20 protein-coding genes and 2 pseudogenes are annotated in these 23,994 nt (G+C 64.3%); 10 read left to right on the forward strand and 12 right to left on the reverse strand.

Going from position 1 to position 23,994, the window contains the following annotated elements:
- Positions 1-7: 7 nt before the first annotated feature.
- The 4 genes from AAG813_RS02055 to clpA all read left to right on the forward strand — a co-directional run bounded on the left by AAG813_RS02055 (position 8) and on the right by clpA (position 4,914).
- The gene (locus AAG813_RS02055) at positions 8-457 is read left to right on the forward strand and encodes a hypothetical protein (RefSeq protein WP_341911311.1); all 450 of its coding nucleotides are present in this window, start codon (positions 8-10) and stop codon (positions 455-457) included.
- Between the two features lie 187 nt (positions 458-644).
- Positions 645-1,904, forward strand: coding sequence for an NADP-dependent isocitrate dehydrogenase (icd, locus tag AAG813_RS02060; RefSeq protein ID WP_341911609.1), 1,260 nt, complete (start codon positions 645-647; stop codon positions 1,902-1,904).
- Between the two features lie 222 nt (positions 1,905-2,126).
- Positions 2,127-2,495, forward strand: coding sequence for an ATP-dependent Clp protease adapter ClpS (clpS, locus tag AAG813_RS02065; RefSeq protein WP_341911313.1), 369 nt, complete (start codon positions 2,127-2,129; stop codon positions 2,493-2,495).
- Between the two features lie 82 nt (positions 2,496-2,577).
- Positions 2,578-4,914, forward strand: a complete 2,337-nt coding sequence (clpA, locus tag AAG813_RS02070; RefSeq protein ID WP_300561104.1) for an ATP-dependent Clp protease ATP-binding subunit ClpA — start codon at positions 2,578-2,580, stop codon at positions 4,912-4,914.
- 172 nt (positions 4,915-5,086) lie between these two features.
- Here clpA and AAG813_RS02075 read toward each other — a convergent pair whose 3' ends face one another.
- Both AAG813_RS02075 and AAG813_RS02080 read right to left on the reverse strand, forming a co-directional pair.
- Complete coding sequence (locus AAG813_RS02075; RefSeq protein ID WP_341911317.1) at positions 5,087-5,515, reverse strand: universal stress protein; 429 nt, start codon at positions 5,513-5,515, stop codon at positions 5,087-5,089.
- A 53-nt stretch (positions 5,516-5,568) separates the two neighbouring features.
- Positions 5,569-6,030, reverse strand: coding sequence for a host attachment protein (locus AAG813_RS02080; protein WP_341911319.1), 462 nt, complete (start codon positions 6,028-6,030; stop codon positions 5,569-5,571).
- Positions 6,031-6,375: 345 nt separating this feature from the next.
- Between AAG813_RS02080 and sbcB the strand changes: the two genes are divergently transcribed.
- Positions 6,376-7,848 (forward strand): exodeoxyribonuclease I, encoded by a 1,473-nt coding sequence (gene sbcB, locus AAG813_RS02085; RefSeq protein ID WP_341911321.1) that lies wholly within the window; start codon positions 6,376-6,378, stop codon positions 7,846-7,848.
- Positions 7,849-7,958: 110 nt separating this feature from the next.
- Entirely contained in the window at positions 7,959-9,152 is a 1,194-nt protein-coding gene (locus AAG813_RS02090; protein ID WP_341911323.1) for a serine hydrolase, read from the forward strand.
- A gap of 236 nt (positions 9,153-9,388) precedes the next feature.
- Here AAG813_RS02090 and AAG813_RS02095 read toward each other — a convergent pair whose 3' ends face one another.
- The 6 genes and pseudogenes from AAG813_RS02095 to AAG813_RS02120 form a co-directional block, all read right to left on the reverse strand.
- A complete protein-coding gene (locus tag AAG813_RS02095) occupies positions 9,389-10,366 on the reverse strand; it encodes a tripartite tricarboxylate transporter substrate binding protein (protein ID WP_341911325.1) in 978 nt (325 codons plus the stop codon).
- 29 nt (positions 10,367-10,395) lie between these two features.
- Positions 10,396-11,577 (reverse strand): tricarballylate utilization 4Fe-4S protein TcuB, encoded by a 1,182-nt coding sequence (tcuB, locus tag AAG813_RS02100; protein WP_341911327.1) that lies wholly within the window; start codon positions 11,575-11,577, stop codon positions 10,396-10,398.
- Positions 11,564-12,976 carry an FAD-dependent tricarballylate dehydrogenase TcuA gene (gene tcuA / locus AAG813_RS02105; RefSeq protein ID WP_341911611.1) on the reverse strand — a complete coding sequence of 471 codons (1,413 nt, stop codon included), beginning with the start codon at positions 12,974-12,976 and terminating at the stop codon, positions 11,564-11,566. The genes tcuB and tcuA overlap by 14 nt, the downstream gene beginning before the upstream one ends.
- A 76-nt stretch (positions 12,977-13,052) precedes the next feature.
- Positions 13,053-13,979, reverse strand: coding sequence for a LysR family transcriptional regulator (locus AAG813_RS02110; protein WP_341911329.1), 927 nt, complete (start codon positions 13,977-13,979; stop codon positions 13,053-13,055).
- 197 nt (positions 13,980-14,176) lie between these two features.
- A pseudogene (locus tag AAG813_RS02115) lies at positions 14,177-14,831 on the reverse strand (glutathione S-transferase).
- A complete protein-coding gene (locus tag AAG813_RS02120) occupies positions 14,831-15,817 on the reverse strand; it encodes a rhodanese-related sulfurtransferase (protein ID WP_341911331.1) in 987 nt (328 codons plus the stop codon). The pseudogene AAG813_RS02115 and the gene AAG813_RS02120 overlap by 1 nt, the downstream one beginning before the upstream one ends.
- A gap of 228 nt (positions 15,818-16,045) precedes the next feature.
- Between AAG813_RS02120 and AAG813_RS02125 the strand changes: the two genes are divergently transcribed.
- Entirely contained in the window at positions 16,046-17,185 is a 1,140-nt protein-coding gene (locus AAG813_RS02125) for a PHB depolymerase family esterase (RefSeq protein ID WP_341911333.1), read from the forward strand.
- 74 nt (positions 17,186-17,259) lie between these two features.
- Here the strand turns inward: AAG813_RS02125 and AAG813_RS02130 are convergent, their stop codons facing one another.
- From AAG813_RS02130 to AAG813_RS02140, 3 genes are read right to left on the reverse strand one after another with little or no spacing between them, the layout of a single operon-like run.
- Entirely contained in the window at positions 17,260-17,757 is a 498-nt protein-coding gene (locus tag AAG813_RS02130) for a DUF1499 domain-containing protein (RefSeq protein ID WP_341911335.1), read from the reverse strand.
- The gene (locus AAG813_RS02135) at positions 17,754-18,239 is read right to left on the reverse strand and encodes an EVE domain-containing protein (RefSeq protein ID WP_341911338.1); all 486 of its coding nucleotides are present in this window, start codon (positions 18,237-18,239) and stop codon (positions 17,754-17,756) included. Before AAG813_RS02135 ends, AAG813_RS02130 begins: the two co-directional genes overlap by 4 nt.
- Positions 18,240-18,262: 23 nt before the next feature.
- Positions 18,263-19,033 carry a TSUP family transporter gene (locus tag AAG813_RS02140; RefSeq protein ID WP_341911340.1) on the reverse strand — a complete coding sequence of 257 codons (771 nt, stop codon included), beginning with the start codon at positions 19,031-19,033 and terminating at the stop codon, positions 18,263-18,265.
- 229 nt (positions 19,034-19,262) lie between these two features.
- Here AAG813_RS02140 and AAG813_RS02145 point away from each other — a divergent pair, with 229 nt between their 5' ends.
- A complete protein-coding gene (locus AAG813_RS02145) occupies positions 19,263-20,168 on the forward strand; it encodes a 2-dehydropantoate 2-reductase (RefSeq protein WP_341911342.1) in 906 nt (301 codons plus the stop codon).
- Between the two features lie 96 nt (positions 20,169-20,264).
- Here AAG813_RS02145 and AAG813_RS02150 read toward each other — a convergent pair whose 3' ends face one another.
- Positions 20,265-22,163, reverse strand: a complete 1,899-nt coding sequence (locus AAG813_RS02150) for a PAS domain S-box protein (protein ID WP_341911344.1) — start codon at positions 22,161-22,163, stop codon at positions 20,265-20,267.
- Between the two features lie 465 nt (positions 22,164-22,628).
- Between AAG813_RS02150 and AAG813_RS02155 the strand changes: the two are divergent.
- Together AAG813_RS02155 and AAG813_RS02160 are read left to right on the forward strand one after the other, a co-directional pair.
- Positions 22,629-23,302 (forward strand): annotated as a pseudogene (locus AAG813_RS02155) (Crp/Fnr family transcriptional regulator).
- Positions 23,303-23,557: 255 nt separating this feature from the next.
- Complete coding sequence (locus AAG813_RS02160; RefSeq protein WP_341911346.1) at positions 23,558-23,953, forward strand: hypothetical protein; 396 nt, start codon at positions 23,558-23,560, stop codon at positions 23,951-23,953.
- Positions 23,954-23,994 lie beyond the last annotated feature (41 nt).

The following is a 23,994-nucleotide window of genomic DNA, read 5'->3' on the forward strand; positions in this document are numbered from 1 at the left end:
GACCGCCATGAAAAATGCCCGCAAAGCGGGCATTTCAGGCGAGCGTCAGGAATTACTTCTTGGCGGCGGCAGCTTTGTCTTCTTTTGCCTTTTTGGCGGCAGCAGCCTTGTCTTCCTTGGCTTTCTTGGCAGCAGCGGCTTTGTCTTCCTTGGCCTTTTTGGCGGCAGCAGCTTTGTCTTCCTTGGCTTTCTTGGCAGCGGCGGCTTTTTCAGCTTTGGCAGCCTTGGCGGCAGCAGCTTTTTCGGCTTTGGCGGCCTTGGCATCTACCTTGGCAGCAGGTGCGGCTGGCGTTGCAGCAGTCGCTGGTGTCGCTGGTGCAGCAGCCGTTGCAGGCGTTGCGGGGGTGGCAGGGGTTGCGGCCATCGGAGCGCCAGCGTGGGAAGCGGCAAAAACGCCAGCAGCAAACAGGCCGGAAATCAGGGCAGCAAGAATCTTGTTCATTTGGAGTTTTCCTAAATAAGTTTTTGAACCAGGTCCCCCGAAAAAACTCGTGGACCTGTCTGTAACGAGGCCCGTTTACAAACGGTTGACACCCAGGCCCATAAATCTGTTGTGGGAAGTTTTGGGGCTAAAATTTGCGGGTAACCACCTAAACAGCGCCCGGCAGTCATTCACTGCGATGTCAAGCGCGCACCGGAGACCTATTCACATGTACCAGCACATCAAGGTGCCCGCCCAAGGGCAGAAAATCACCGTCAATGCCGACAATTCATTGAATGTCCCGGACGAGCCGATCATTCCGTTCATTGAAGGTGACGGCACGGGTGCGGACATCACGCCGGTCATGCTCAAGGTGGTCGATGCGGCCGTGGCCAAGGCCTATGGCGGCAAGAAAAAAATCCACTGGATGGAAGTCTATGCCGGTGAAAAGTCCACCAAAATCTACGGTCCCGACGTCTGGCTGCCGGAAGAAACCCTGGCTGCGGTCAAGGACTACGTGGTCTCCATCAAGGGCCCGCTGACCACGCCGGTCGGTGGCGGCATCCGCTCGCTCAACGTTGCACTGCGCCAGGAACTGGACCTTTATGTCTGCCTGCGCCCCATCCAGTACTTCAAGGGCGTGCCCTCGCCGGTGAAAGAGCCGCACAAGACCAACATGGTGATCTTCCGCGAGAACTCGGAAGACATTTACGCCGGCATCGAGTTCGAAGCCGAGTCCGACAAGGCCAAAAAACTCATCAAGTTCCTGCAGGACGAGATGGGCGTGAAGAAGATCCGCTTCCCCAACACCTCGGGCATCGGCATCAAGCCTGTGTCCCGGGAGGGCACCGAGCGCCTGGTGCGCAAGGCCCTGCAGTACACCATCGACAACGACAAACCCAGCCTGACGATTGTCCACAAGGGCAATATCATGAAGTTCACCGAAGGGGGCTTCCGCGACTGGGCCTACGCTTTGGCGGCCCGGGAGTTTGGCGCCGAGCTGATCGACGGCGGCCCGTGGATGAAGTTCAAGAACCCGAAAACCGGCAAGGAAATCACCGTCAAGGACTCGATAGCCGACGCCTTCCTGCAGCAGATCCTGCTGCGGCCGGCCGAATACTCGGTCATCGCCACGCTGAACCTGAACGGCGACTATGTCTCCGACGCGCTTGCCGCCCAGGTCGGCGGCATCGGCATTGCCCCTGGCGCCAACCTCAGCGACACCATCGCGATGTTCGAGGCCACCCACGGGACGGCACCGAAATACGCTGGCAAGGACTATGTGAACCCCGGTTCCGAAATCCTCTCGGCCGAAATGATGCTGCGTCACATGGGCTGGACAGAGGCCGCCGACTTGATCATCAGTTCGATGGAAAAGTCGATCGAGTCGAAGAAAGTCACCTACGACTTCGCCCGCCTGATGGATGGCGCAACCCAGGTCAGCTGCTCCGGCTTCGGCCAGGTCATGATCGACCACATGTAGCAAAGCAGGCTGCCGGGCAGACCTTCGTGCCAGCCAGACGCTGCGCGGGCGGGAAACCAGGCAGAATCTGCTGCAAAGCCGTCGCGGCGCAGGTCGGGCGGCTTTTTTCATGGGCTTTTGAACCGCGAGGTCAAAAGTCAATTGCGCGCTTGATTGTCGCGTTCCCGCCACCAATTTCCCTGTCAGGCGCACTGGACAATTCCGGTCGCTAGAATGATTTCCATGGCCAGCAAACCACCCAAAACTCCCCTACCACCCAAGGCACCGGTCTTCAAGCCCGAGGATGCCAACGGCGGGGATTCGGTCGTGCTCGAGCGGCGCCCGCAAAAGACCGAGCCGCCGCAGATGTACCAGGTCGTGCTGCTCAACGACGACTACACCCCGATGGAGTTTGTCGTCGTGGTGATCCAGGAATTCTTCAACAAGGACCGGGAAACGGCCACGCAGATCATGCTGAAGATCCACCTGGACGGCAAAGGCGTGTGTGGCGTGTTTTCCAAGGATGTTGCATCGACCAAGGTCGACCAGGTCACGGAAGCGGCGCGAAAGAACGGCCATCCGCTGCAGTGTGTGTGCGAGCCCATTGAATAATGGAAAAAACAGCCCATATCGGCTTGAAGAGTTACACAATGATCCCATCAGATATCCCAGCAGCAAGCCGAAAGGAAAAGCAATGATTGCCCAGGAACTAGAAGTCAGCTTGCACATGGCCTTTGTCGAGGCCCGCCAGCAGCGCCACGAGTTCATCACCGTGGAGCACCTGCTGCTTGCCTTGCTCGACAACCCCAGCGCCGCCGAGGTGCTGCGCGCATGCTCCGCCAACATCGATGACCTGCGCAAGTCGCTGGCCAATTTCATCAAGGACAACACGCCGCAGGTCGCCGGCAGCGACGACGTGGACACGCAGCCCACGCTGGGTTTCCAGCGTGTGATCCAGCGCGCCATCATGCATGTGCAGTCCACCGGCAACGGCAAGAAGGAAGTCACCGGCGCCAACGTGCTGGTCGCCATCTTCGGCGAGAAAGACTCGCATGCCGTGTATTACCTGCACCAGCAGGGCGTGACACGCCTGGACGTGGTGAACTTCATCGCGCACGGCATCAAGAAAAGCGACCCGCCCGAGCCTACCAAGGCCGGCGAGAGTGCTGCCGAGAACGAAGAGGGTGGCGAGAAGAATGAAAAGGCGTCGCCACTGGAGCAGTACACCCAGAACCTGAACCAGCTCGCCAAGGAAGGCAAGATCGATCCGCTGATCGGCCGCCACTACGAGGTCGAGCGCGTGATCCAGATCCTGTGCCGCCGCCGCAAGAACAACCCGCTGCTGGTCGGTGAAGCCGGCGTGGGCAAGACCGCGATTGCCGAGGGCCTGGCCTGGCGCATCACGCAGAAAGACGTGCCCGAGATCCTGGCCGAGGCGCAGGTCTACTCACTCGACATGGGCGCCTTGCTGGCCGGCACCAAGTACCGCGGCGACTTCGAGCAGCGCCTCAAGGGCGTGCTGAAAGCGCTGAAGGACAAGCCCAACGGCATCCTGTTCATCGACGAGATCCATACCCTGATCGGGGCCGGTGCGGCCTCGGGTGGCACGCTGGACGCGTCCAACCTGCTCAAACCCGCGCTCAGCTCGGGCCAGCTGAAATGCATTGGCGCGACGACGTTCACCGAGTACCGCGGCATCTTCGAGAAAGATGCGGCCCTGTCGCGCCGCTTCCAGAAGGTCGACGTGGTCGAGCCGACGGTGCAGGAAACAGTGGACATTCTCAAAGGGCTGAAGTCGCGTTTTGAAGAGCACCACAGCGTCAAGTACGCCGTGGCCGCCCTGCAGGCCGCCGCTGAACTGAGCGCCAAGTACATCAACGACCGTCATCTGCCCGACAAGGCGATTGACGTGATCGACGAAGCCGGCGCCGCCCAGCGCATCCTGCCGCCGTCCAAGCGCAAGAAAATCATCACCAAGGCCGAGGTCGAGGAGATCGTGGCCAAGATCGCGCGCATTCCGCCCGCCAACGTGTCCAACGACGACCGCGGCAAGCTCAAGACGCTGGAACGCGACCTCAAGAGCGTGGTGTTCGGCCAGGACAAGGCGCTGGATGTGCTCGCGTCCGCCGTCAAGATGGCTCGTTCTGGCCTGGGCAAGGACGACAAGCCGATCGGTTCCTTCCTGTTCTCCGGCCCCACCGGCGTCGGCAAGACCGAAGCGGCCAAGCAGCTGGCCTACATCATGGGCATTGAGCTGATCCGCTTCGACATGTCCGAGTACATGGAGCGCCATGCCGTGAGCCGGCTGATTGGCGCGCCTCCGGGCTATGTCGGTTTTGACCAGGGCGGCCTGCTGACCGAAGCCGTGACCAAGAAGCCGCATTGCGTGCTGCTGCTCGACGAGATCGAAAAGGCGCACCCGGACATCTTCAACGTGTTGCTGCAGGTCATGGACCACGGCACGCTGACGGACAACAACGGGCGCAAGGCCGATTTCCGCAACGTGATCATCGTCATGACGACCAATGCCGGTGCCGAGACGATGAACAAGGCGACGATCGGTTTCACGAACCCGCGCGAAGCGGGCGACGAGATGGCCGACATCAAGCGCCTGTTCACGCCCGAGTTCCGCAACCGCCTGGACGCGGTCGTGAGCTTCAAGGCACTCGACGAAACCGTCATCCTGCGCGTGGTCGACAAGTTCCTGCTGCAGCTCGAAACGCAACTGGCCGAGAAGAAGGTCGACGTGACCTTCACCGACACGCTGCGCAAGTACCTGGCCAAGAAGGGCTTCGATCCGCTGATGGGCGCACGGCCGATGCAGCGCCTGATCCAGGACACGATCCGTCGTGCGCTGGCTGACGAACTGCTGTTCGGCCGCCTGGTCGACGGCGGCCGCCTGACGGTGGACATGAAAGTCACGACCGACGAAAAAGGCGTGGAAAACGGCGAGGTGGTGCTCGACATCCAGCCGCTGCCCAAGAAGGAAGGCAAAGCCAAACCCGAGCCGGAAGAGGCCACCGCCGACTGAGGCAGTAGCGGGCGACCCGCAAATAAAGGCCGGTGGTGCATACCCCCGGCCTTTTTTCATTTGCTCCTGAAAGAGTAGCTGCTGGCGCCCGTGGTTGTTGGGCTGGTGGCCTGTTTCATGACTGAAAACGGGCCGCTCCCGGCACGCGGCGGCAACGCTCCCGGTCGAGCGTCTATTTGACCAGCAGCACCGGCACCGGCGACTGGTGGATCACCCGCTGGGCCACCGAGCCCAGCAGCACGCTGCCAACGGCGCCCATGCCGCGGGTGCCCATGGCAATCTGGTCCACCTTCAGCTCCCTGGCGACGCGCACGATCTCGTTGGCAATCACCCCGTGGGCACGGGCCGGCTTGGCCAGCTTGAGGCCCTGTGCCCGGGCGCGTTCCGCGGCTTTGGCGAGAATCGCGGTTTGCTGGTTCTTCTGATCTTCTTCAATTTTCGCGATGGTTTCCAGGGTGTAGCCGCCATACAGCAGGGGCTCCGGGCTGACGCAAAGCAGCGTGGCCTCCACATCGAGTGATGACCGGACCATGGCGCCGACGGCGTCCATCGCCCGGTCGGCGTGCTCGGAACCATCTACCGCGATCAGGATTTTCAGCATGACCTCCCCCTTTTCTTGTCAAGACAAAGCGCGTTGTTGCTCATTCCAGTTTTTTAATCGGGCAGCTGCAAGGCGTCATCGACCCGTTTTTTCAGTTCGGGGCCCTGGTAACGCGTCAGGTCGCTGGCCACCGATCGCTGCACCACCTTCTGGGTGGCAGTGCTCAAGGCGGGCCGCAGTTCACCGAGCATGGGGCTGGAGGCAATCAGCACCAGCCCGGTGCAGCGTTTGGCGGCCACCGCCTCGTTGAGGTAATCGGCGAGCTGGCGTGCAAAGCTGTCCCGCTCCTTGGCCTGTGCGGGTGTCTGCGGCTCGAACTGCGTACCGGCATGTCCGGTGCGCCCGTGGCCCTTGCCGGCCGCGCCTGTGAGCGCGCCGCCGGCCTGGGCCTCGCCACCGAGGTGGGCCTGCGGATGCACGAAGTCGATCAGTTCGGTGAGGGCATGGCTGGCGGCGTCGCGCTGAAAGCAGCGCGCCCGTTCGGCATTGGCGACCAGAACCCAGGTTGTGTCCATGATGTTTCCTTTGGAAACGCCGGCCGCCGACCCTGCGTTGCGCAGGTTGGCTGGCCGGCACTTGATGGGAACGCCTGCAAATGGTAGGACCGGCCGGCCGTGGCCCGCTTGATGTATCGCAAAGGTTCACGGTGGCGCGCTGGCACCGGGCAAGCGCCTGGCGCTTCGAAAATGGCCCCGGCGCCACTGAAGGGCAAAAACGCCGAAAAGGCCGGTAGCATCGCGCTACCGGCCCTTTTTCCGTGGCCGCATGAGCCGCTCCTGAAATAATAGCTGCTGGCGCCTGTCCTTAAAGGGCTGGAAGCACTTTTGACCCATAACCTTGGCCCTGACCGGCTCCGACCGATGGCGACGCACACCTTTCTCTGGCACGACTACGAAACCTTCGGCCTGAACACACGCCGTGACCGGCCGGCGCAGTTTGCCGGCATCCGCACCGACGCCGAGCTCAACGAGATCGGCGAGCCGCTGATGATTTACTGCCAGCCGGCGCGCGACTACCTGCCCGACCCGTCCTCCTGCCTGATCACCGGCATCACGCCGCAACTGTGCCTGGAACGCGGCCTGCCGGAGCATGAATTTGCCTCCCGCATCGAGGCGGTGCTGGCCGAACCCGGCACCATAGGCGTGGGCTACAACACCATCCGCTTCGACGACGAGGTCACGCGCCACCTGTTCTGGCGCAACCTGATCGACCCCTACGCGCGCGAGTGGCAAAACGGCTGCGGCCGCTGGGACCTGCTCGACGTGGTGCGCATGGCCTACGCGCTGCGCCCGGAAGGCATCGAGTGGCCGATGAAACCCGATGAGCGCCGTCCGGACGATGCTGGCGCGCTGCGTCCCAGCTTCAAACTCGAAGACTTGGCACGCGCCAACGGCCTGATGCATGAAGCGGCGCACGACGCGCTGTCGGACGTGCGCGCCACGATTGCGCTGGCCCGCGTGATCCGCACCGCCCACCCCAAGCTGTTCGACTTCTGCCTGGGACTGCACAAGAAAGACCGCGTGGCCGCCGAGCTGGGCCTGCCCACCAGCCCGCAGACCGCCCAGCCTTTTCTGCATGTATCGGGCATGTTCCCGCCGGAGCGCGGTTGCCTGGCCGTCATGTGGCCGCTGGCCATGCACCCCTCGAACAAAAACGAGCTGCTGGCCTGGGACCTGGCGCAAGACCCCGGCGAGCTGCCGCTGCTCGACGTGGCCACCCTGCGCCAGCGCCTGTTCAGCAAAAGCGCCGACCTGCCCGAAGGCGTGCTGCGCCTGCCGATCAAGTCGGTGCACCTGAACAAGTCGCCCATGGTCGTGCGCAAGCTCGCCACGCTGAGCCCGGAGATGGCGGCCCGCTGGGGCGTCGATATCGAGGCCGCGCTGCGCCACGCCGAAAAAGCCGCCGGCCTGCCCGACATGAGCGCGATCTGGCCCGAGGTTTTTGCGCGCCCCAAAGAGGCAGGCATGCCCGACGTGGACGAAGACCTGTATGGCGGCTTCATCAACAACGACGACCGGCGCCGCCTGAACCAGCTGCGCGCCTTGCCGCCGGCCGAACTCGCGCACAGCCGCACCGGCTTTGACGACGACCGGCTCGAGGAGCTGGTGTTTCGCTACCGCGCGCGCAATTTTCCCGAAACACTCTCGCCGGAAGATGCTGAGCGCTGGGAGGCGCACCGCGCCGCGCGGCTACTCGAAGGCGAGGGCGGTGCGCGCAATGTGGATGCGTTTCTGGCCCAGATTGATGTGCTGTCGGAAACGGCGGACGAACGCGGGGAAACCGTGCTGGGCGCGCTGTACGAGTATGTGGAGATGGTGGCGCCGGAGGTGTGAGCTCGGCCAGCATCGCCCTGAATCGCTATTCATTTCATAGCTGATGGCGCGCGTCAGGCAAGGGTGGAAGGCCAGTTTGGGATCGCAACCGGCTGAAAAGCCTGGCGGCGGTGGGCGATCTGCCTGTGTTGTCTTTGTTGATGGTTTGGTTTACCGTGTCGCCGCACGGCGTATTCGACGCGCCGCCGCAAGCGTGGCATGCTCGGGGGCAACGTAACGACGACGGGCACCTCATGACCCTCCTTCCATGCCATCGCCTCCTGCTCACGTTCATTGCGGTGTCTATCGCGCTGTGGCTACCGGAAGGTGCTTGGGCCGCGAGCGCGCCGTACCCAGGCGATTCCTGGGACGAACCTTCTCCAGCATCAACCGGCTGGTCGGCCGACAAGCTTCAGGCCGCTGACGAGGTCGCGCGCTCAATCGGCACGGACGCCTACCTGGTCGCGCACCGCGGCGTTGTTGTGCACAAGTTCGGGGAGGTCACCAAGCCGATGAATCTTGCGTCTGTACGCAAGAGCGTCCTCAGTGTGCTGTACGGCATCGAGGTGGACCGAAGCAGGATTGACCTCAACAAGACCGTGGCGGAACTGGGTATCGACGACAGGGACGGGTTGTCGGAAGCCGAGAAGACGGCTACCGTGCGCGAGCTGCTGGAGGCCAGGTCGGGCATCTACCACCCTGCGGCGTACGAGACTGCTGGCGCGAAGAAAGACCGACCGTTCCGGGGCAGTCACAAGCCGGGCACCCACTGGTACTACAACAATTGGGACTTCAACGCCCTCGGGACCATTTTTGCGAAGTTCACGGGGAGCGACGTCTTCGCCTCGTTGGACAAAGAGCTTGCCCGGCCACTCGGCTTCCAAGACTTCAGCCTTTCGCGGGACACGGAGTACGTCAGCGAGCTGGCATCGACTCATCCGGCCTATGTGATGCGTCTGTCTGCTCGCGACCTGGCCAGAGTCGGACTGTTGATGGCGCGTGGCGGCCGCTGGCAGGACCGCCAGATTGTCTCGGCGCGGTGGCTCGCCGAAAGCACAACCTCGTACTCTGATGTGTCGCCGGGACTTGGCTATGGCTATCTGTGGTGGGTTGGCCAGGACAACCGGGCATTCGGACAACGGTTCCCAGGAGCGGTCTTTTCCGCACGAGGAAACTTTGGGCAGTTCGTACTGGTAGACCCGAGCCGGGACCTGGTCATCGTGCACCGTGTCGATATGGACAGACTCTTCAAGCGCCAGGTCACCGTGGCTCGTTTTGGGGACTTGCTGGCGAAGATTCTGGCGGCTACCCCAAGCGGGTTCTAGCGTTCGTGCGCTTAGAAGTCCGCCCCGCTGGATGTCAGCTTCAGGGGCTCAATGTCCGCGTTCGGTTCGAGGGACTTCACAAGGTTGACGATAGCCTTATGAAGCGGCGTCTCAGGCGCGAAAAAGTCGCCGCGGCTTGCTCCGGGCGGCTGTTACGAATTTTGGGTCACCAGCGTAGCAGGACTCCATTGATTGGAAGAAGCGCCGTCAGCGCCCCGTCCCGCCAATGCGGCCTGTCAGTTGGCCGTGATCTTGCGTTCACGCACAATCGCGCCCCACTTGGCGTCTTCCTTTTTCATGAAGGTCGTGAGCTCGGCGCGGGTGGTGGGCTGCGGCGTGAGGCCGTGCTTGTTGAGCGCCTCCTTGACGCCGGGGTCGTTGAGCACCTTCACGATCTCGGTGTTCCAGCGATCCAGCAGGGCGGCCGGTGTCTTCGACGATGCGACGAAGGCGTACCAGTTCAGCGCCTCGAAGCCGGGGTAACCCGCTTCGGCCACGGTCGGAATGTTGGGCATGTAGGCGGGCCGGACCAAACCGGTGGTCGCCAGCGGAATGAGCTTGCCGGCTTCCACGTGCGGCAAAGCGGTAGGTGGCGCTGAAAAGTAGGATGCAATCCGCTCGCCCAGCAAGTCCTGCAGGGCAGGGGCGCCGCCCTTGTAGGGCACATGCACCATCTCGATGCCGGCGCGCTGGTTGAACAGCTCACCGGCCAGATGGGATGCAGAACCCGCGCCGGTGGAAGCAAAGTCCACGCTGCCTGGTTTTTTCTTCGACAGTGCCACAAACTCGGCCAGATTTTTGACACCCAGGGCTTTGTGCACGACCAGCACATTGGGGAAGTTGACGCCGCCGGACACCGCAGCCAGATCCTTGAACGGGTCGTAGTTCACCTTCATCACGTGCGGGGCAATGGTGAGCGGGCCAATGGAGCCAAACAGCAACACGGAACCATCGGCAGGCCCGGCGGCCACCTGCTGGTGCGCGATGTTGCCGCCGGCACCACCCCGGTTATCAACGACCACGGTCTGGCCGATGTTTTCACCCAGCTTTTTGGCGATCAGGCGCGCAGCCGCATCGGCGGCTCCGCCTGCTGCAAAACCAACCACCAGGGTGACTGGTTTTTTCGGCGGAAAATCTTGAGCGTGGCCCTGGCTGGCCAGCAGCAAGGGGAGGACGGCCAGCGCCACAGCGCGGCGCAAACGGGGTGTGTTCATCGTGGTTTCCTTGGTGGCTAATGAGTGACTTAGTCGGCGCCCAGGCCAACCGGATTGGGTTTCCGCTTTTCAATCGCATGACGGAGCAGCGACGCGGTGCGGAAAATGCCGTGCGCAAATTTGCCGTAAGGCAGCGTCGCAAACAGGGCCATCACGGCCCCCAAGTGCAGACACAGCAGCACGGCCAGCGCCGGGGTGCCGCGTCCCAGCCAGAGGGCCAGACCGCTCAAACTGGTGAGAAACAGCAGGGCAATGAAGCCCAGGTCCATCGGTTTTTGCGCCAGGTCGCCGTGCAGGGGGTGGCGCTTGCGGTTCAGGCGCCACAGGCCGGCCGTGCCGATCATCAGGCTGATGCCGCCGACCACACCCAGAAGTTTGGGCAGGCTGGGCAACTCGTAGGGCGCGACCCAGCCAAAGACATAGTGGTAAAGCGTGGCCACGCTGGTGGCCGCAAAACACAGCATGAAGCCATAAAACGTCAGGTGGTGGCAGCGCCGGCGCGACAGCGAGTAGGCATCGTCTTCGTTGTTGCAGCCTTCACCGTGTCCGCCGCCGAGGTACTTGAGCCGCAACACCGCATCCGCGGCTTCGGCCGCCGCCGGGGCGCTCAGCGGCGCGCCGCTGGTGGCCGGTGTGACGTCTTGCCAGAAACGCCGCACGCCCATCGCCAGGGCAAATGCAGAAAAAAGGAAAACCGGCGCGAACAGGCTCACCAGCAGGTTATGGGGAAACAGCTTGTAGAAATTGCCGCCAAGCCCGGTATTCCAGAGGCTGCCTTTCATCGCGACGGCCAGGATCAGGAACAGCGCCAGGCCCGCAGCCAGCGCCACCGACAGGGTGAGGCCGTTGCGCTGGTAAAGCCTGCCCAGCGCCGGTGGCCAGGCATAGTCGACATAGGTCTGGCCGCGCACTTCGGCCATGGCCTTGGGCACATTGACCGCAAACTCATGCGGCGGCGCATATTGGCAGGCGTGCAGGCAGGCGCCGCAGTTGTGGCACAGGTTGGCCAGGAAGTGGATGTCGGCCTTGCCGAATTCCAGCCGGCGCGTCATGGCCGGGAACACGGCGCAAAAGCCCTCGCAGTAACGGCAGGAGTTGCAGATCTGCATCTGCCGGCCGACCTCGGCCTCTTTGGCGCTGAGGATGGGAATCACGCGTGAGCCGCCAGCCAGTGACACCGCTTCACGGGTCAGGGATTCAAGTTGTTGCATGGTGGTCCGTTGTCGCTGTTGCTGCCGCCATGGCAGCGCGTGTTCCTGCGATACGGCCGAAAGCCGTGCCGATGCTCATGCCGACGCCTGCGGTGTAGCCCTGGCCGAGCACATTGCCAGCCATCATTTCTCCGGCGACGAACAGGTTGGGGCTGGGCCGTCCGCCAAAACGCACCGCCGCCGTCTCGTCCACCTTGAGCCCGAGGTAGGTGAAGGTGATGCCCGGCTTGACGGGATAACCGTAGAACGGCGCCGTGTCGATGGGGCGTGCCCAGTGGGTTTTGGCAGGCGTCAAGCCTTCGGTGTGGCAATCGTCGAGTGCGGTGTGGTCAAAGCGGCCGACGCGGCAGGCTGCGTTGTAGTCGGCGATGGTCTGTACGAAGGTCTCCACATCCAGCCCCAGCTTTTGCGCGAGTTCCGGCAGCGTGTCCGCAGTGGTCCCGGTGAACACCGGCGGCATGAAGCGACCCACGGCCTTCTGGTCGATGATGGAGTAGCCAATCTGTCCCGGTTGCTGCGCCACCAGCCGTCCCCAGATGGCGTAGCGCTTGGGCCAGAAGTCCTCGCCCTCGTCGTAAAAACGTTTGGCCTCGCGGTTCACCACCACACCCAGCGAGACGCAGTCGATGCGTGTGCAGATGCCGCCGTCGTAAAGCGGGGCACGCGCGTCGATGGCGACCATGTGCCCTTGCGACGGGTCACCGATGGTGTCGGCGCCGGCGGCAATCATGTGTTTGAGCAACACGCCCTGGTTGAAGCGGGTGCCGCGGATCAGGAAGTTGTCCGCCGGCCACTCGCCGCGCTCGTTCTGGCCCCAGGCTTCGCGCAGCCATTCGCGGTTCGACTCGAAGCCGCCGGCGGCCAGCACACAACTCTTCGCTGCTATGCGTTCGCCTTGTTCAGTCGTCGCGGCGACAAAGCGGTCGCCCTCCATTTCCACCGACACCACGGGGGTCTCATAGCGGATGTGCACGCCCAGCTTCTCGGCGCTGCGGAAATAGGCATTGACCAGGGCCTTGCCGCCACCCATGAAAAACGCGTTGGTGCGCGCGACATGCAGCGCGCCCGACAGCGGCGGCTGGAAATGCACGCCGTGGCTGCGCATCCAGTCGCGGCAATTCGACGAGGCGCGAATCACCAGGCGTGCCAGGTGTTCATCGATGCGGCCGCCGGTGACCTTGAGCAGGTCCTGCCAGTATTCCTCTTCCGGGTAGGCCTCGACCAGCACGTCTTGCGGGGCGTCGTGCATGCAGCGCAGATTGCGGGTGTGGCTGGAGTTACCGCCGCGCCAGTCGCGCGGTGCGGCTTCCAGCAGCAGCACGCTGGCGCCAGCCTCGCGCGCCATCAGCGCGGCGCACAGCGCGGCATTTCCGCCGCCGACGACCAGGACATCGATCACATTGTTCTCCTTGGGGGGAGCTGCGACTTTAGCCAGTCCGGCCTTCAGGCGGAAGGCCTGTTTGATCAACAGGTGTTCAGTGATCGAGAAGACTTGCGCCGGCCCAAAGTCCGCCCTGCACCAGCTTGCGCACGGTGTCGGTCATCACCACGCGGGTGGCAAGTGCGGCCGGTGACAGCTCGTCATCGGACAGGCTGACCAGCAGGTTGCGGCGCCCCACGTGGGCATCGGTGATCTGGCTGTGCTGCAAGTCATCGCCGGCATGCCGCGCCATCGCCGCACCGGGCTGGATGGTGGCGCCGTGACCCGCGCGCACCGCGTCCATCAGCAAAGCCAGCCCGTCGATCTCGGCCACCACGAGGGGCTCCACGCTTGTGCGCGCGAACGCGGCGGTCAGCGTGGCCCTCAAACCGTGGTCGGCACTCGGAAGGATCAGCGGCACGCCCGCGAGCTGGGCAAGGCGCACCTTGGCGCCCACCGGCCGCTGGGGGAGCGCTGGCGATGCGATCACGAACAGCTTTTCCTCGAGCAGGGGCGCGACGCTCCAGCGGCGCAGGGTGTTGGTCTGGAATAAAACAGCAAGGTCCAGCTGGCGTGCCTGCAGCATGGTCGCCAGGTGGCCTGACAGCGACTCCACCAGGTGCAAACGGACATCCGGGTAGGACTGGCGCATGGCCTGCAACAGCGGCACCCCCAGGACAGACGCGGTGGTCGGTGCCAGGCCGACACTGACATGGCCCGACAGCCGCGCCTGCTGCGCGGCCAGAACCGCCGCATCGGCATGGCGCAGGGTCAGTTGTGCCTGATGGAGAAAGGCCACGCCGGCGGCGGTGGGCGCAACGCCGGTTGAAAGGCGTTGCAGCAGGCGGGTGGACAACTCGCTCTCCAGCCGGCTGATCTGCTGGCTCAGGGCCGAGGTGCCGACGCCGAGCTCAACCGCCGCACGTCCCATGCTGCGCAGTTCGCAAATCCTCACAAAGTAACGAAGCTGGCGCAGTTCCATCTCTTCAATTCGTATGGTGAACGCGGTTCGATACGCGTCTGAGGATTGTAGGTGTCGCTAGGGAGGGCTTGTGGCCGCCGGCGGGCTTGCACTCCTCATACGCAGGACAGCTGGTCATGATGAAGGTTGAGCATCAACGGCCTGCAGCCCAGACGGGGCGGTCGCAGCAAGCTATGAATTTGATAGTCATGACCGTTTCAGGCCGCGGGCTGCCAGGACGGCTGTTTGTCCATCACGCCGGCATACAGCGCGCTGCCTTCAAAGGCCGCCAGCCAGCCCTGCAGGCGCGCCCACGGTTGCGCGGCGAACCAGTCGGCATCGGTGTGGGCAAACTGGCGCACAAAAGGCAGGATGGCCATGTCGGCCAGGCTGGCCTGGGTGCCCAGCAGCCAGCCGTCGGTGAGCCTTGCGTCGAGCTGCGCCAGCCACTGCGCCGCTTGCGTGCGATGCGCCAGCGCAAAGCCGGCAACATCGGCGCCGGCTTCGTCGGCATATCGGTTCGGGTACTTGTAGCGGTCCAGGTGGCGCTTGAAGTCGCCATCATTTCTGGCGATCAGGGCCTCCATCTCGTCGCTCGAAGCGCCCGGCGGCGCCAGCCACTTCCCCGGGTCGTGGCGGCCCAGCGCCCAGCGCCCAGCGCATGATGTCCAGGCTTTGCTCAATCACTTGTCCGTTCGGCAGCACCAGCACCGGCACCGTGCCCTTGGGGGAAGCGGCCAGCATGTCGGCGGGTTTGTTTCTCAGAACCACTTCGCGCAGATCGTACGGCTGGGCGCTCACAGCCAGCGCCAGCCGTGCACGCATGGCATAGGGGCAACGCCGGAACGAATAAAGGATGGGCAGGGCGCCCATCAGGCGCCTTCGCTGTCCCCGGCGGGCGATGATGACGGTGACGAAGACGGCAGTTTTGCGCCTATGTGCGGCTGGCGCCGGCGGTTGGCGTAGTCGACCTGGCGCTGGCGCTCGATGAAGCCGCGCTTCTGCTCTTCGGTTTTCTTGTCTTGGCAGGCCGGGCAGCTGACGCCGGGCACATACAGCGGCGAGGCCATGTCGGCTTCGCTGATCGGGTCGCGGCAGGCGCGGCACAGGCCGTAGTGGCCGGTGGCCAGGCCGTGCACCACCGAGACGCGTTCGTCGAAAACAAAACATTCGCCTTGCCACAGGCTCTCGGCTTCAGGCACGATCTCCAGGTACTTGAGGATGCCGCCTTCGAGGTGGTAGACCTCGTCAAACCCCTGGGTGCGCATGAAGGCGGTGGATTTTTCACAGCGTATGCCACCGGTGCAGAACATCGCCACCTTGGGCTTCTTGCCGTCCTTGGCGACCAGCAGCCCGCCCGGCGCGGACTGCGCCTCCACCCAGGCGGGCAGTTCCGAAAAGCTCCGGGTTTTGGGATTGAGCGCGCGCTCGAAGGTGCCGATTCCGAACTCGTAGTCGTTGCGCGTGTCCACCACCACCACCTCGGGGTCGGCGATCAGGGCATTCCAGTCCTGCGGCTTCACGTACTCGCCGGCCATCTCGTTCGGGTTGATGCCGGGCACACCGAGGGTGACGATTTCGCGCTTCAGGCGCACCTTCATGCGGTAAAACGGCAATTTTTGCGCCCAGGACTCCTTGTGCGGCAGGTCGGCCAGGCGCGGATCGGCGCGCAAATACGCCAGCACCGCGCGTACGCCGCCTTCGGGCCCGGCAATCGTGCCGTTGATGCCTTCGCGGGCCAGCAGCAGCGTGCCGCGCACGTCCTGAGCCTCGCAAAAGGCCTGTAGCGGCGGCTGCAGGTCGGCGTAGTCGGGAAGATCGACAAATTTATAGAGGGCGGCGGTCAGGAAATCAGGCATGGCAGGGCAGAGATGGGGGCAAACAGAAGGGGGGCAAGCCGTCGAACCCTCCATCGTAACGGCTGGCCTCTTTGCAGGACTGACGCGCATCAAGCGTTCCTCCTACCCGGCAAAGGAAAAAAGGCGCGCGGACGGTTTTGTTGCAATGCAGCAAAATGCTGGTGTACTTACCAATTCACCCAAGGAAGGACCGATGATGCAGCCCCTTCCCCCTGTCGCCCGGGCACGATGGCCAAAAGCCTGAGCAGCCTCTGGCTCAAAAGCATGCGCCGCATGGGCAAGGTCCAGCAGGCGCAGGGCCGCAGGCTGTTCCTCAGCCTGGTGCCCAAGGCTGTTGCCAGCCCAGTGCGCCGCGCCAAACCCGTCAAGCTGCCCAAGCCCAAGGCGGTGAAAGCCCTGCGCAAACCCGCCGCACCGCCGGCGCGCGCCGTGTCAGGCCTGCCCGGAACCTGGCAAAAGGCGTATTTTTCCTTGCCGGCCGGCGGCCAGCTGGCGCCCGCGCGGCGCATGGCGTACTGGCTTTATTTGCCGGCCGCGGCCAGCGCGGCGCCGCGACCGCTGGTGGTCATGCTGCACGGCTGCCAGCAGACCGCCACCGACTTTGCCATTGCCACGCGCATGAACCAGCTCGCTGAACGCAAGGGTTTTGCCGTGCTTTACCCGCACCAGTCGGCCTCGGCCGACGCGCACCGCTGCTGGCACTGGTACCAGCGTGCCACCCAGGAGGGGCAGGGTGACGTCCGGTTGATTGCCGAAATGATGGCCCATGTGCAGGCCAAACACGCGCTGGACCCGACGCGCACCTACGTGGCGGGCCTGTCGGCGGGCGCCGGCCTGGCCAACATCCTGGCCCTGCGTTACCCCGACCGGGTGGCCGCCGTGGGCCTGCACTCGGCGCCGGTGTTCGGCACGACCGACTCGCCCATGAGCGCCTACCGCGCCATGCAGCACGGCGCCGGCGCAGCCCACAGCGAGGCGGCGCGTTCCTTCACCGCGGCCCTGCCGGACTTTCCGGGCATGCCGGCGATCCTCATCCACGGCGCGCGTGATGCCGTGGTGCGCCGCATCAACAGGACGCAGCTGACCGAGCAGTTCAAGATCGTCAATGCCACCGCCATCACCCGCCCGGAACCGGTGCTGCGCCGCTACCCGGCGCGTGCCACCGGGCGCCATCCGCGCCATGCCTACGAAAGCGCCACGTATTACGCCGGGAGAAAGCCGCAGCTGGTGAGCTGCGAGATCGAACACCTGGGCCACGCCTGGAGCGGCGGCGACGCGAGCGTGGATTTCAGCGCGCCGGAAGGCCCTGACGCCACGCTGATGATGTGGACCTTTTTTGCACACCACCGCCGAACGGCAGCGGGCTGAGTCCCTGATCACATGCCAAAAGTTCCTCCAGCCCAACAGGTGCGGGCGCAAGCAGCTATTGATTTGGTAGCGAACTAGGGTCGTGGCGCTTGATCAAAGCGTGTGCGCAGGGCCTCCACGCGGGCACGGTTCACGCCGAAGTCCTTGCGCCCGAGCCGGCTCGCGGAGCGCACCTGGATCACGCCAGCCCCTTCGTCGAGCGAGAACTCCACATCGTCGGTGAACTTCAGCCAGCGGGTGCGGCACTGCGCGTACAGGTAAGCCGGTTCGCGCTTTACCAGCACGCAGCCGGGGGTGGTTTCCAGCAAGGCAGCCAGTCGCCCCACGGCGGCTTTGCCGTCACCGGTGTAGGACAGGGGGGCAATGCTGGCCTCAAGGCGCTGCGGGTGGTTGGCATGGCCGCCGGCCTGGCTGGACACGCTGTTAGGTGTGGGGGACGGCGGCTTGAGACGGTCATCGCGCACGCCCAGATCTTGCGGCGGCTTCCCCGCGAAAAACCCCAGCTGCCCGGCCACCAGCAGCAGCGCGGCCACGGCCAGCAACACGCCCGCAAGCCATCCTGCTATTTTCATGACCTCATCTTTTTTTGTGGGACGCTTGCGCCGCTGCCCGTGATGACCTGCCAGTGGCGCGGCTCCACCGGCGTGATGGACAGGCGGTTGCCCTTTTTGAGCACCAACAGCTCGGCCAACTCGGGTCGGGCGCGCAACGCGGGCAGGGTGATGGTGGGGATTTTCTGGAGCACCTGCACGTCCACCAGCAGCCAGCGCGGTGCGTCGGGTGCGGACTTGGCGTCGTAGTACGGCGAGGCCGGGTCGAACTGCGTCGGGTCGGGGTAGGCGGTGGAGGCTACCCGCGCAATGCCGACAATGCCCGGCTCAGCGCAGCTGGAGTGGTAGAACAACACACCGTCGCAGACCCGCATGGCGTCACGCATGAAATTGCGCGCCTGGTAATTGCGCACGCCCACCCAGGGCACCGTGGCTTTCGGGGCCGCCAGTGCGTCGTCCACCGAGCACTCTCCGGGTTCGGATTTCATCAGCCAGTAGTTCATGGGTTCAGGAATTCATTGGTGTTTCAGAGGCCGGTTTTGGCAATCTGCAGCAGCGCCGGAACCAGCAGCCCGACCCCCGTCAGCAGCAGCAGCGCACAGACCAGTTTGAGCACCGTGGGCCGCGACCAGCCGGGCGGGTGCCGCTCCAGCCACCAGCTTAGCGCGAACACCAGCGGTGCGGCAAGCAGGCACAGCTTGAGCGCGTTGGCGCTGAATTGCCCGGTGCCCAGCACCATCGTCAGCCGCATCAGCGAACTGGCCGCCAGCGTGGCCACCAGCGTGTCGCGCACCGTCCGCAGCGGCATCGGCTGGCGGTACAGGTGGTAGACCAACGGCGGCCCGCCGGTCGAAAAAAGGCCGGTCAGCAGGCCCGAAACCACGCCCCAGGTGCGAAACGAGGCGGCGGACGACCGTTCACGCAGGGCCGCAGCCTGCAGCAGCACCACGATGGCGCAGGCAACCACCGTCAGGCCCAGCAGCACACGCAGAACCAGCGTGACGTTGGCGCTGAGCCAGCCGACCAGCAGCACGCCCGCCAGAATGCCCACGGCACTGCCCATTGCGGTGTCGCGGAAGGCGGGCACATCGAGCGTGCGGCCCGAGCGGCGCAAGGCGACCAGGGCGTTGGCCAGCGCCAGCACGGTGGCCACGTTGGCCAGGTCCGCCAGCGGGGCGAGCTCCAGCAGGCCGGCCAGGCCCAGCAGGATCAGCGCGAACGCGAAACCGCTGAGGTTCTGGGCGCAGGTCGCCAGGGCCACACACAGCAGGAAAAGCGCGATCTGCCACGCCGTCATTGCCCCGCACGCTGCGGGTGGCTCACCCGCCCCTTCGAACATTCAATACTCATGCGGGCAGGATAACCTGCCGGCAGTGCGCGGGCAGGGCATAGGGTCAGCAGGAACGGGCAGGCGGCGGCTGCACCAGCACACTTGCCGAAGTCTTTCTAGAATGCGGCTCCCCATCAAAAACTCACTCATGACAAACAACGCCCACCCTTCCCAGACTCCTTTCAAAGTTGCCGTCATGGGCGCAGGCGCCGTCGGCTGCTACTACGGCGGCATGCTGGCGCGCGCCGGCCACGAGGTGGTGCTGATCGCCCGGCCGCAACACGTCGAAGCCATCACACGTGACGGCCTGCACATGGAAACCCGGAACTTTGACGAGCATGTGCGCCTGGCCGCCAGCAGCGAGCCCGGCGCGGTGCAGGGCGCGAAGCTGGTGCTGTTCTGCGTCAAGTCCACCGACACCGAAGCCACCGGCGCCCTGATACGGCCGCATCTGGCGCCCGACGCCCTGGTGCTGTGCCTGCAAAACGGCGTGGACAACGCCGACCGGTTGCGCAGCGTGCTGCCGCAACACACGGTGGCCGCCGCCGTCGTTTACGTGGCCACCGAAATGGCCGGCCCCGGCCACGTCAGACACCACGGCCGCGGCGAGCTGGTGATCGAACCGTCCCCCGCCAGCGATGCCGTGGCGCAAGCCCTGATCGCCGCCGGTGTGCCGACCGAAGTGTCGGACAACGTGCGCGGCGCCTTGTGGGCCAAGCTGATCCTCAACTGCGCCTACAACGCCGTCTCGGCCATCACCCAGCTGCCTTATGGCCAGACGGTGGCCGGCGAGGGCGTACCTGACCTGATGCGCGATGTCGTCGCCGAATGCCTGGCCGTGGCGCAGGCCGAAGGCGTGCAGGTGGCGGGTGACGTGTATGCGGCGGTGGACAAGCTCGCCGCCAGCATGCCCAGCCAGTTGTCGTCCACTGCACAAGACCTGGCACGCGGCAAGCCCACCGAAATCGATTACCTCAACGGGCTGATCGTCAGGCGCGGCGCCGCGCTGGGCGTGGCCACGCCGGCGAACCGGGTGTTGTGGGCGCTGGTGAAGTTGATGGAAGGAAAGAAGCCTGCTTCCAGCCTGCCGCGCGGCGCATGACGCTGCCTGGCCTCCGGGCTGAGAGGTCCTGGCCAACTGCGCCTCCGGCACTTATGTCCGTGGAGGGAGGGAAAGAGGCTGGCCCCGGGATGGGGTTCAGGCCAGCACACCAACCGACCGCAGAAACACCTGCAGCGCAGCAAAATCCAGGGGCTTTGTCAGATGGGCGTCGAAGCCCGCGGCCGTCGCCCTGCTTTTATCCTCGGCGGTGCCGTATCCGGTCAGTGCGGCCGCGGTCATGCCGTCGCCGCCCGGCATGGCGCGCAGGGCTGCCAGCAGCTCGTAGCCATTCATGTCCGGCATGCCGATGTCCAGCACGATGACCTGGGGCAGCGCCATGCGCGCAGACGCCAGTGCCGTGGGGCCGTCATAGGCCACCGTGACCTGGCAATTCATCAGCCGCAGGATTTCCGCCATGCTGTTGGCCGCGTCGCGGTTGTCGTCGACGATCAGGAACAGCGGTCCGGGTGGGACGCCCGGTGTGTCGTCCGTCCCGCTGCCCGATGTTCCGGCGTGGGGCAGGAAGAAGCTGAAAGTGCTGCCCAGCCCGCAGCCCGGGCTGTCAGCACTCAGCACCCCACCATGCATTTCAACCAGCGAACGTGCCAACGTCAGGCCGATGCCCAGCCCGCTTTCCCTGGCCGATGTCTGCGCATCACCTTGGGAGAACAATTCGAAAATCTGGTGAATCGCCGCGGGCGACAGGCCGGCGCCGTTGTCCCGTACCGAGGTGTGGAGCTGCGTGCCGTCCTGCCAGACCTTCAGCTCGATCAGGCCTCCCTCGGGCGTGTATTTGGCCGCATTCGTGAGCAGGTTTTGCAGCACCTGCGCCAGCCGGGTGGCGTCACCCTGGACCCACAGGCCGTTGTCGGACATGTCTATGCTGAGCTGGTGGCGGCGGGCATCCATCAGTGGTCGGACCGCCTCCACCGAACGCGACACGACCTGGGCATAAGACACCTGCTCGGCCCTGAAGCGGATCTTGCCGGTGGTCAGGCGTCCCACGTCGAGCAAGTCGTCGACCAGCCGCGTCATGTGGGACAGCTGCCTGTCTATCATGTCGCGGCTGCTGCGCACCATCGGGCTGGGGGAGGGCTCCAGCTGCAGGATGGTGACGGCGTTGCGTATGGGCGCCAGCGGGTTGCGCAGTTCGTGCGCCAGCATGGCGAGGAATTCGCTCATGCGCTTGCCTGAGCTTTCCAGCTCGTGCAGGCGTCGTCGTTCCGTCATGTCACGCGTGACCTTGGCAAAACCCCGCAACTGCCGGGATGCGTCATACACCGGCGAGATCACCACGTTGGCCCAGAACACCGAACCGTCGCGCCGCACGCGCCAGCCTTCTCCTTCGGCCCGGCCGACTGCAAGCGCGGTTTCAAGCTGTGTGGCGGGCAGGCCGGTGGCCAGGTCTTCCGGACGGTAGAGCATGCCGAAATACCGGCCCATGACGTCCTCGGCGCTGAAGCCCTTGATGAGTTGGGCGCCACTGTTCCAGCTCTGGATGATGCCCTCGGGGCTGAGCATGAAAATCGCGTAGTCGCGCACGCCTTCAATCAGCAGCCTGAAGCGCTGCTCGCTTTCACGCACGGCCTCCTCGTGCAGCCGGCGCTCGGTCAGGTCGCGCGTCACTTTGCCAAAGCCGGTCAGCGTGCCGTTCTCGTCGCGCAGCGCGGTGATGACCACGCTGGCCCAGAAACGCGTGCCGTCCTTGCGCAGCCGCCAGCCTTCGTCTTCAAAGCGGCCGTCCAGGGCCGCGCGTCGCAATTCTTCGCTTGGCCACTTCGCCGCAACCGCTTCAGGCGGATAAAAGAGCGAAAAGTGCCGGCCTATGATTTCCTCCGGCCGGTACTGCTTCATGCGCTGGGCGCCGCTGTTCCAGGACTCCACGATGCCGTCGGGATCGAGCATGAAGATGCCATAGTCCTGAACGGCATCCACGAGAAGGCGGAAGCGGTCTGCGCTAGCGTGTTTGGTCAGGGCGGGCATCTTGGCGGACATGACGAATGGTATCGAGCTGGCAACGGCGTGAGGGCGGTTTTGGCGCCAATTACGCAAGTTGCAACCTTGTCCTACAGCCACTCGGGCCGTCCGCGGCGGTGTCAAGCGCGGGGCTCTTCCGGCAGGCCCGCCAGGCGGACAACCGGGTGTTGTGGGCGTGGGTGAAGTTGATGGAACGCCAACAAGCTCAGGAGTCTGGGCGAGCGCTTCGCCTACAAGAAGAGCCGACTCCTGGCCGTTCGCCATCGCACAGACCAGTGCGCATCAACACGGTACGCTGACAGGGCGAACCCACCCAGCTGCCACCTCGGCAAACTGCGGACGGGCGCATCACCTGGTTCTGCATTGCCCACACCTTCCCCCCCAAAAAAAAAGCCGCCGCGGGCTTCTTCCCCGCCAGGCGCAGCTCCCAAGGCTGTGCTTGCCAGTTCGAGCGAAATAAAACTCAATCGTCTGCTCGCCGCCTTGCCCGACGCGCAGCTCAAGGCCTGGCTGCCGCATCTTGAACTGTTCGAGATGCCACTTGGCGAGGTGCTGTATGAATCCGGAAAAGTCGAGCACCACGTTTATTTTCCGACTCGTCCATCGTGTCGCTGCTGTATGTCATGAAAAATGGCGACTCGGCCGAAATTGCGGTGGTCGGCAATGAGGGCATTGTCGGCATCTCTCTTTTCATGGGGGGCAACTCCACGCCAAGCCGTGCCGTGGTGCAAAGCGGCGGCAAAGGTTATCGCCTCAAGGCAAAGTTCATGAAGGACGAGTTCGACAAGGCCGGGCCGGTCACACATCTGCTGCTGCGTTACACCCAGGCGCTGATCACGCAGATGTCGCAAACGGCCGTCTGCAACCGCCACCACTCGCTGGACGAACAGCTGTGCCGGTGGTTGTTGCTGAGCCTGGACCGCCTGCCTGGCAATGAACTGGTAATGACCCAGGAATTGATTGCCAACATGCTGGGCGTGCGGCGGGTCGGCGTCACGGAAGCGGCGCTCAAGGTGCAGGAGGCCGGTCTGATCAGCTACGCGCGCGGCCGCATCAAGGTGCTGGACCGCAAGGGCCTGGAAAAGCGTTCCTGCGAGTGTTACCAGGTCGTGAAGGACGAATACGACCGTTTGCTGCCGATGGAGATGGCTGGCTAGCATCCAGCGGCTGGCCGCCACGCGGTTCGCCAGCGCCATTTGCCCTGGCTTGGGGGCGGCCCCGGCTGCCCGCTGATCCGGCCGGCGTGGCGTAATACCTATTTATTCATTTTCTTTCGAATAAGTCCGCTACCGGACCGACCACCGTTCCAGAAACTTCTATAAACGAGCCAAGGCAATGGCGTACCGAGCCTCGGTCGCATTAGCGCCTTACCGTCGCTGCAGCTTTATGCAGCAAATCCCGCAGGTGCCCGCATGAAGCGAACAGCCTCCTTGCCGATCAGACAGGTGCGACACCTAGCGCACAAGGCCCTCAAGGCACTCGGGTTCGTCAACTTCGGGCTGCTGTTTCAGGTGCCTCAGCCTGCGTCCGCCACGCTCGCCCCATCGACCGAGTTGCCGGCGCAAGGGACCGCCCGGGAAGCTGATTCCGTCCAGGATTCTCTGTGCCGGCTGCAGATTCCGTGCGGGGACTGGGACCTTCTTTTCAGGTCGGTCCAGTTGCGGCTCACCACAGCCGCGCAGGAGCGCCCCGCGTCCGATCTGTCGTCCCAGAGCGGCGAGGCTGCCGCTCATTTTCACGCGGTCGTCCTTGACTGCGTGTCTGACATGGATCAATTGCGCACGGCGTTGACGCTGGAACACCGGTAGCAGCGGCAGACCCGGGGCCTCCCGGTCTGGTGGCGGGGGAC

Source organism: Polaromonas sp. YR568 (assembly GCF_943371715.1).
Lineage (GTDB): Bacteria > Pseudomonadota > Gammaproteobacteria > Burkholderiales > Burkholderiaceae_C > Polaromonas.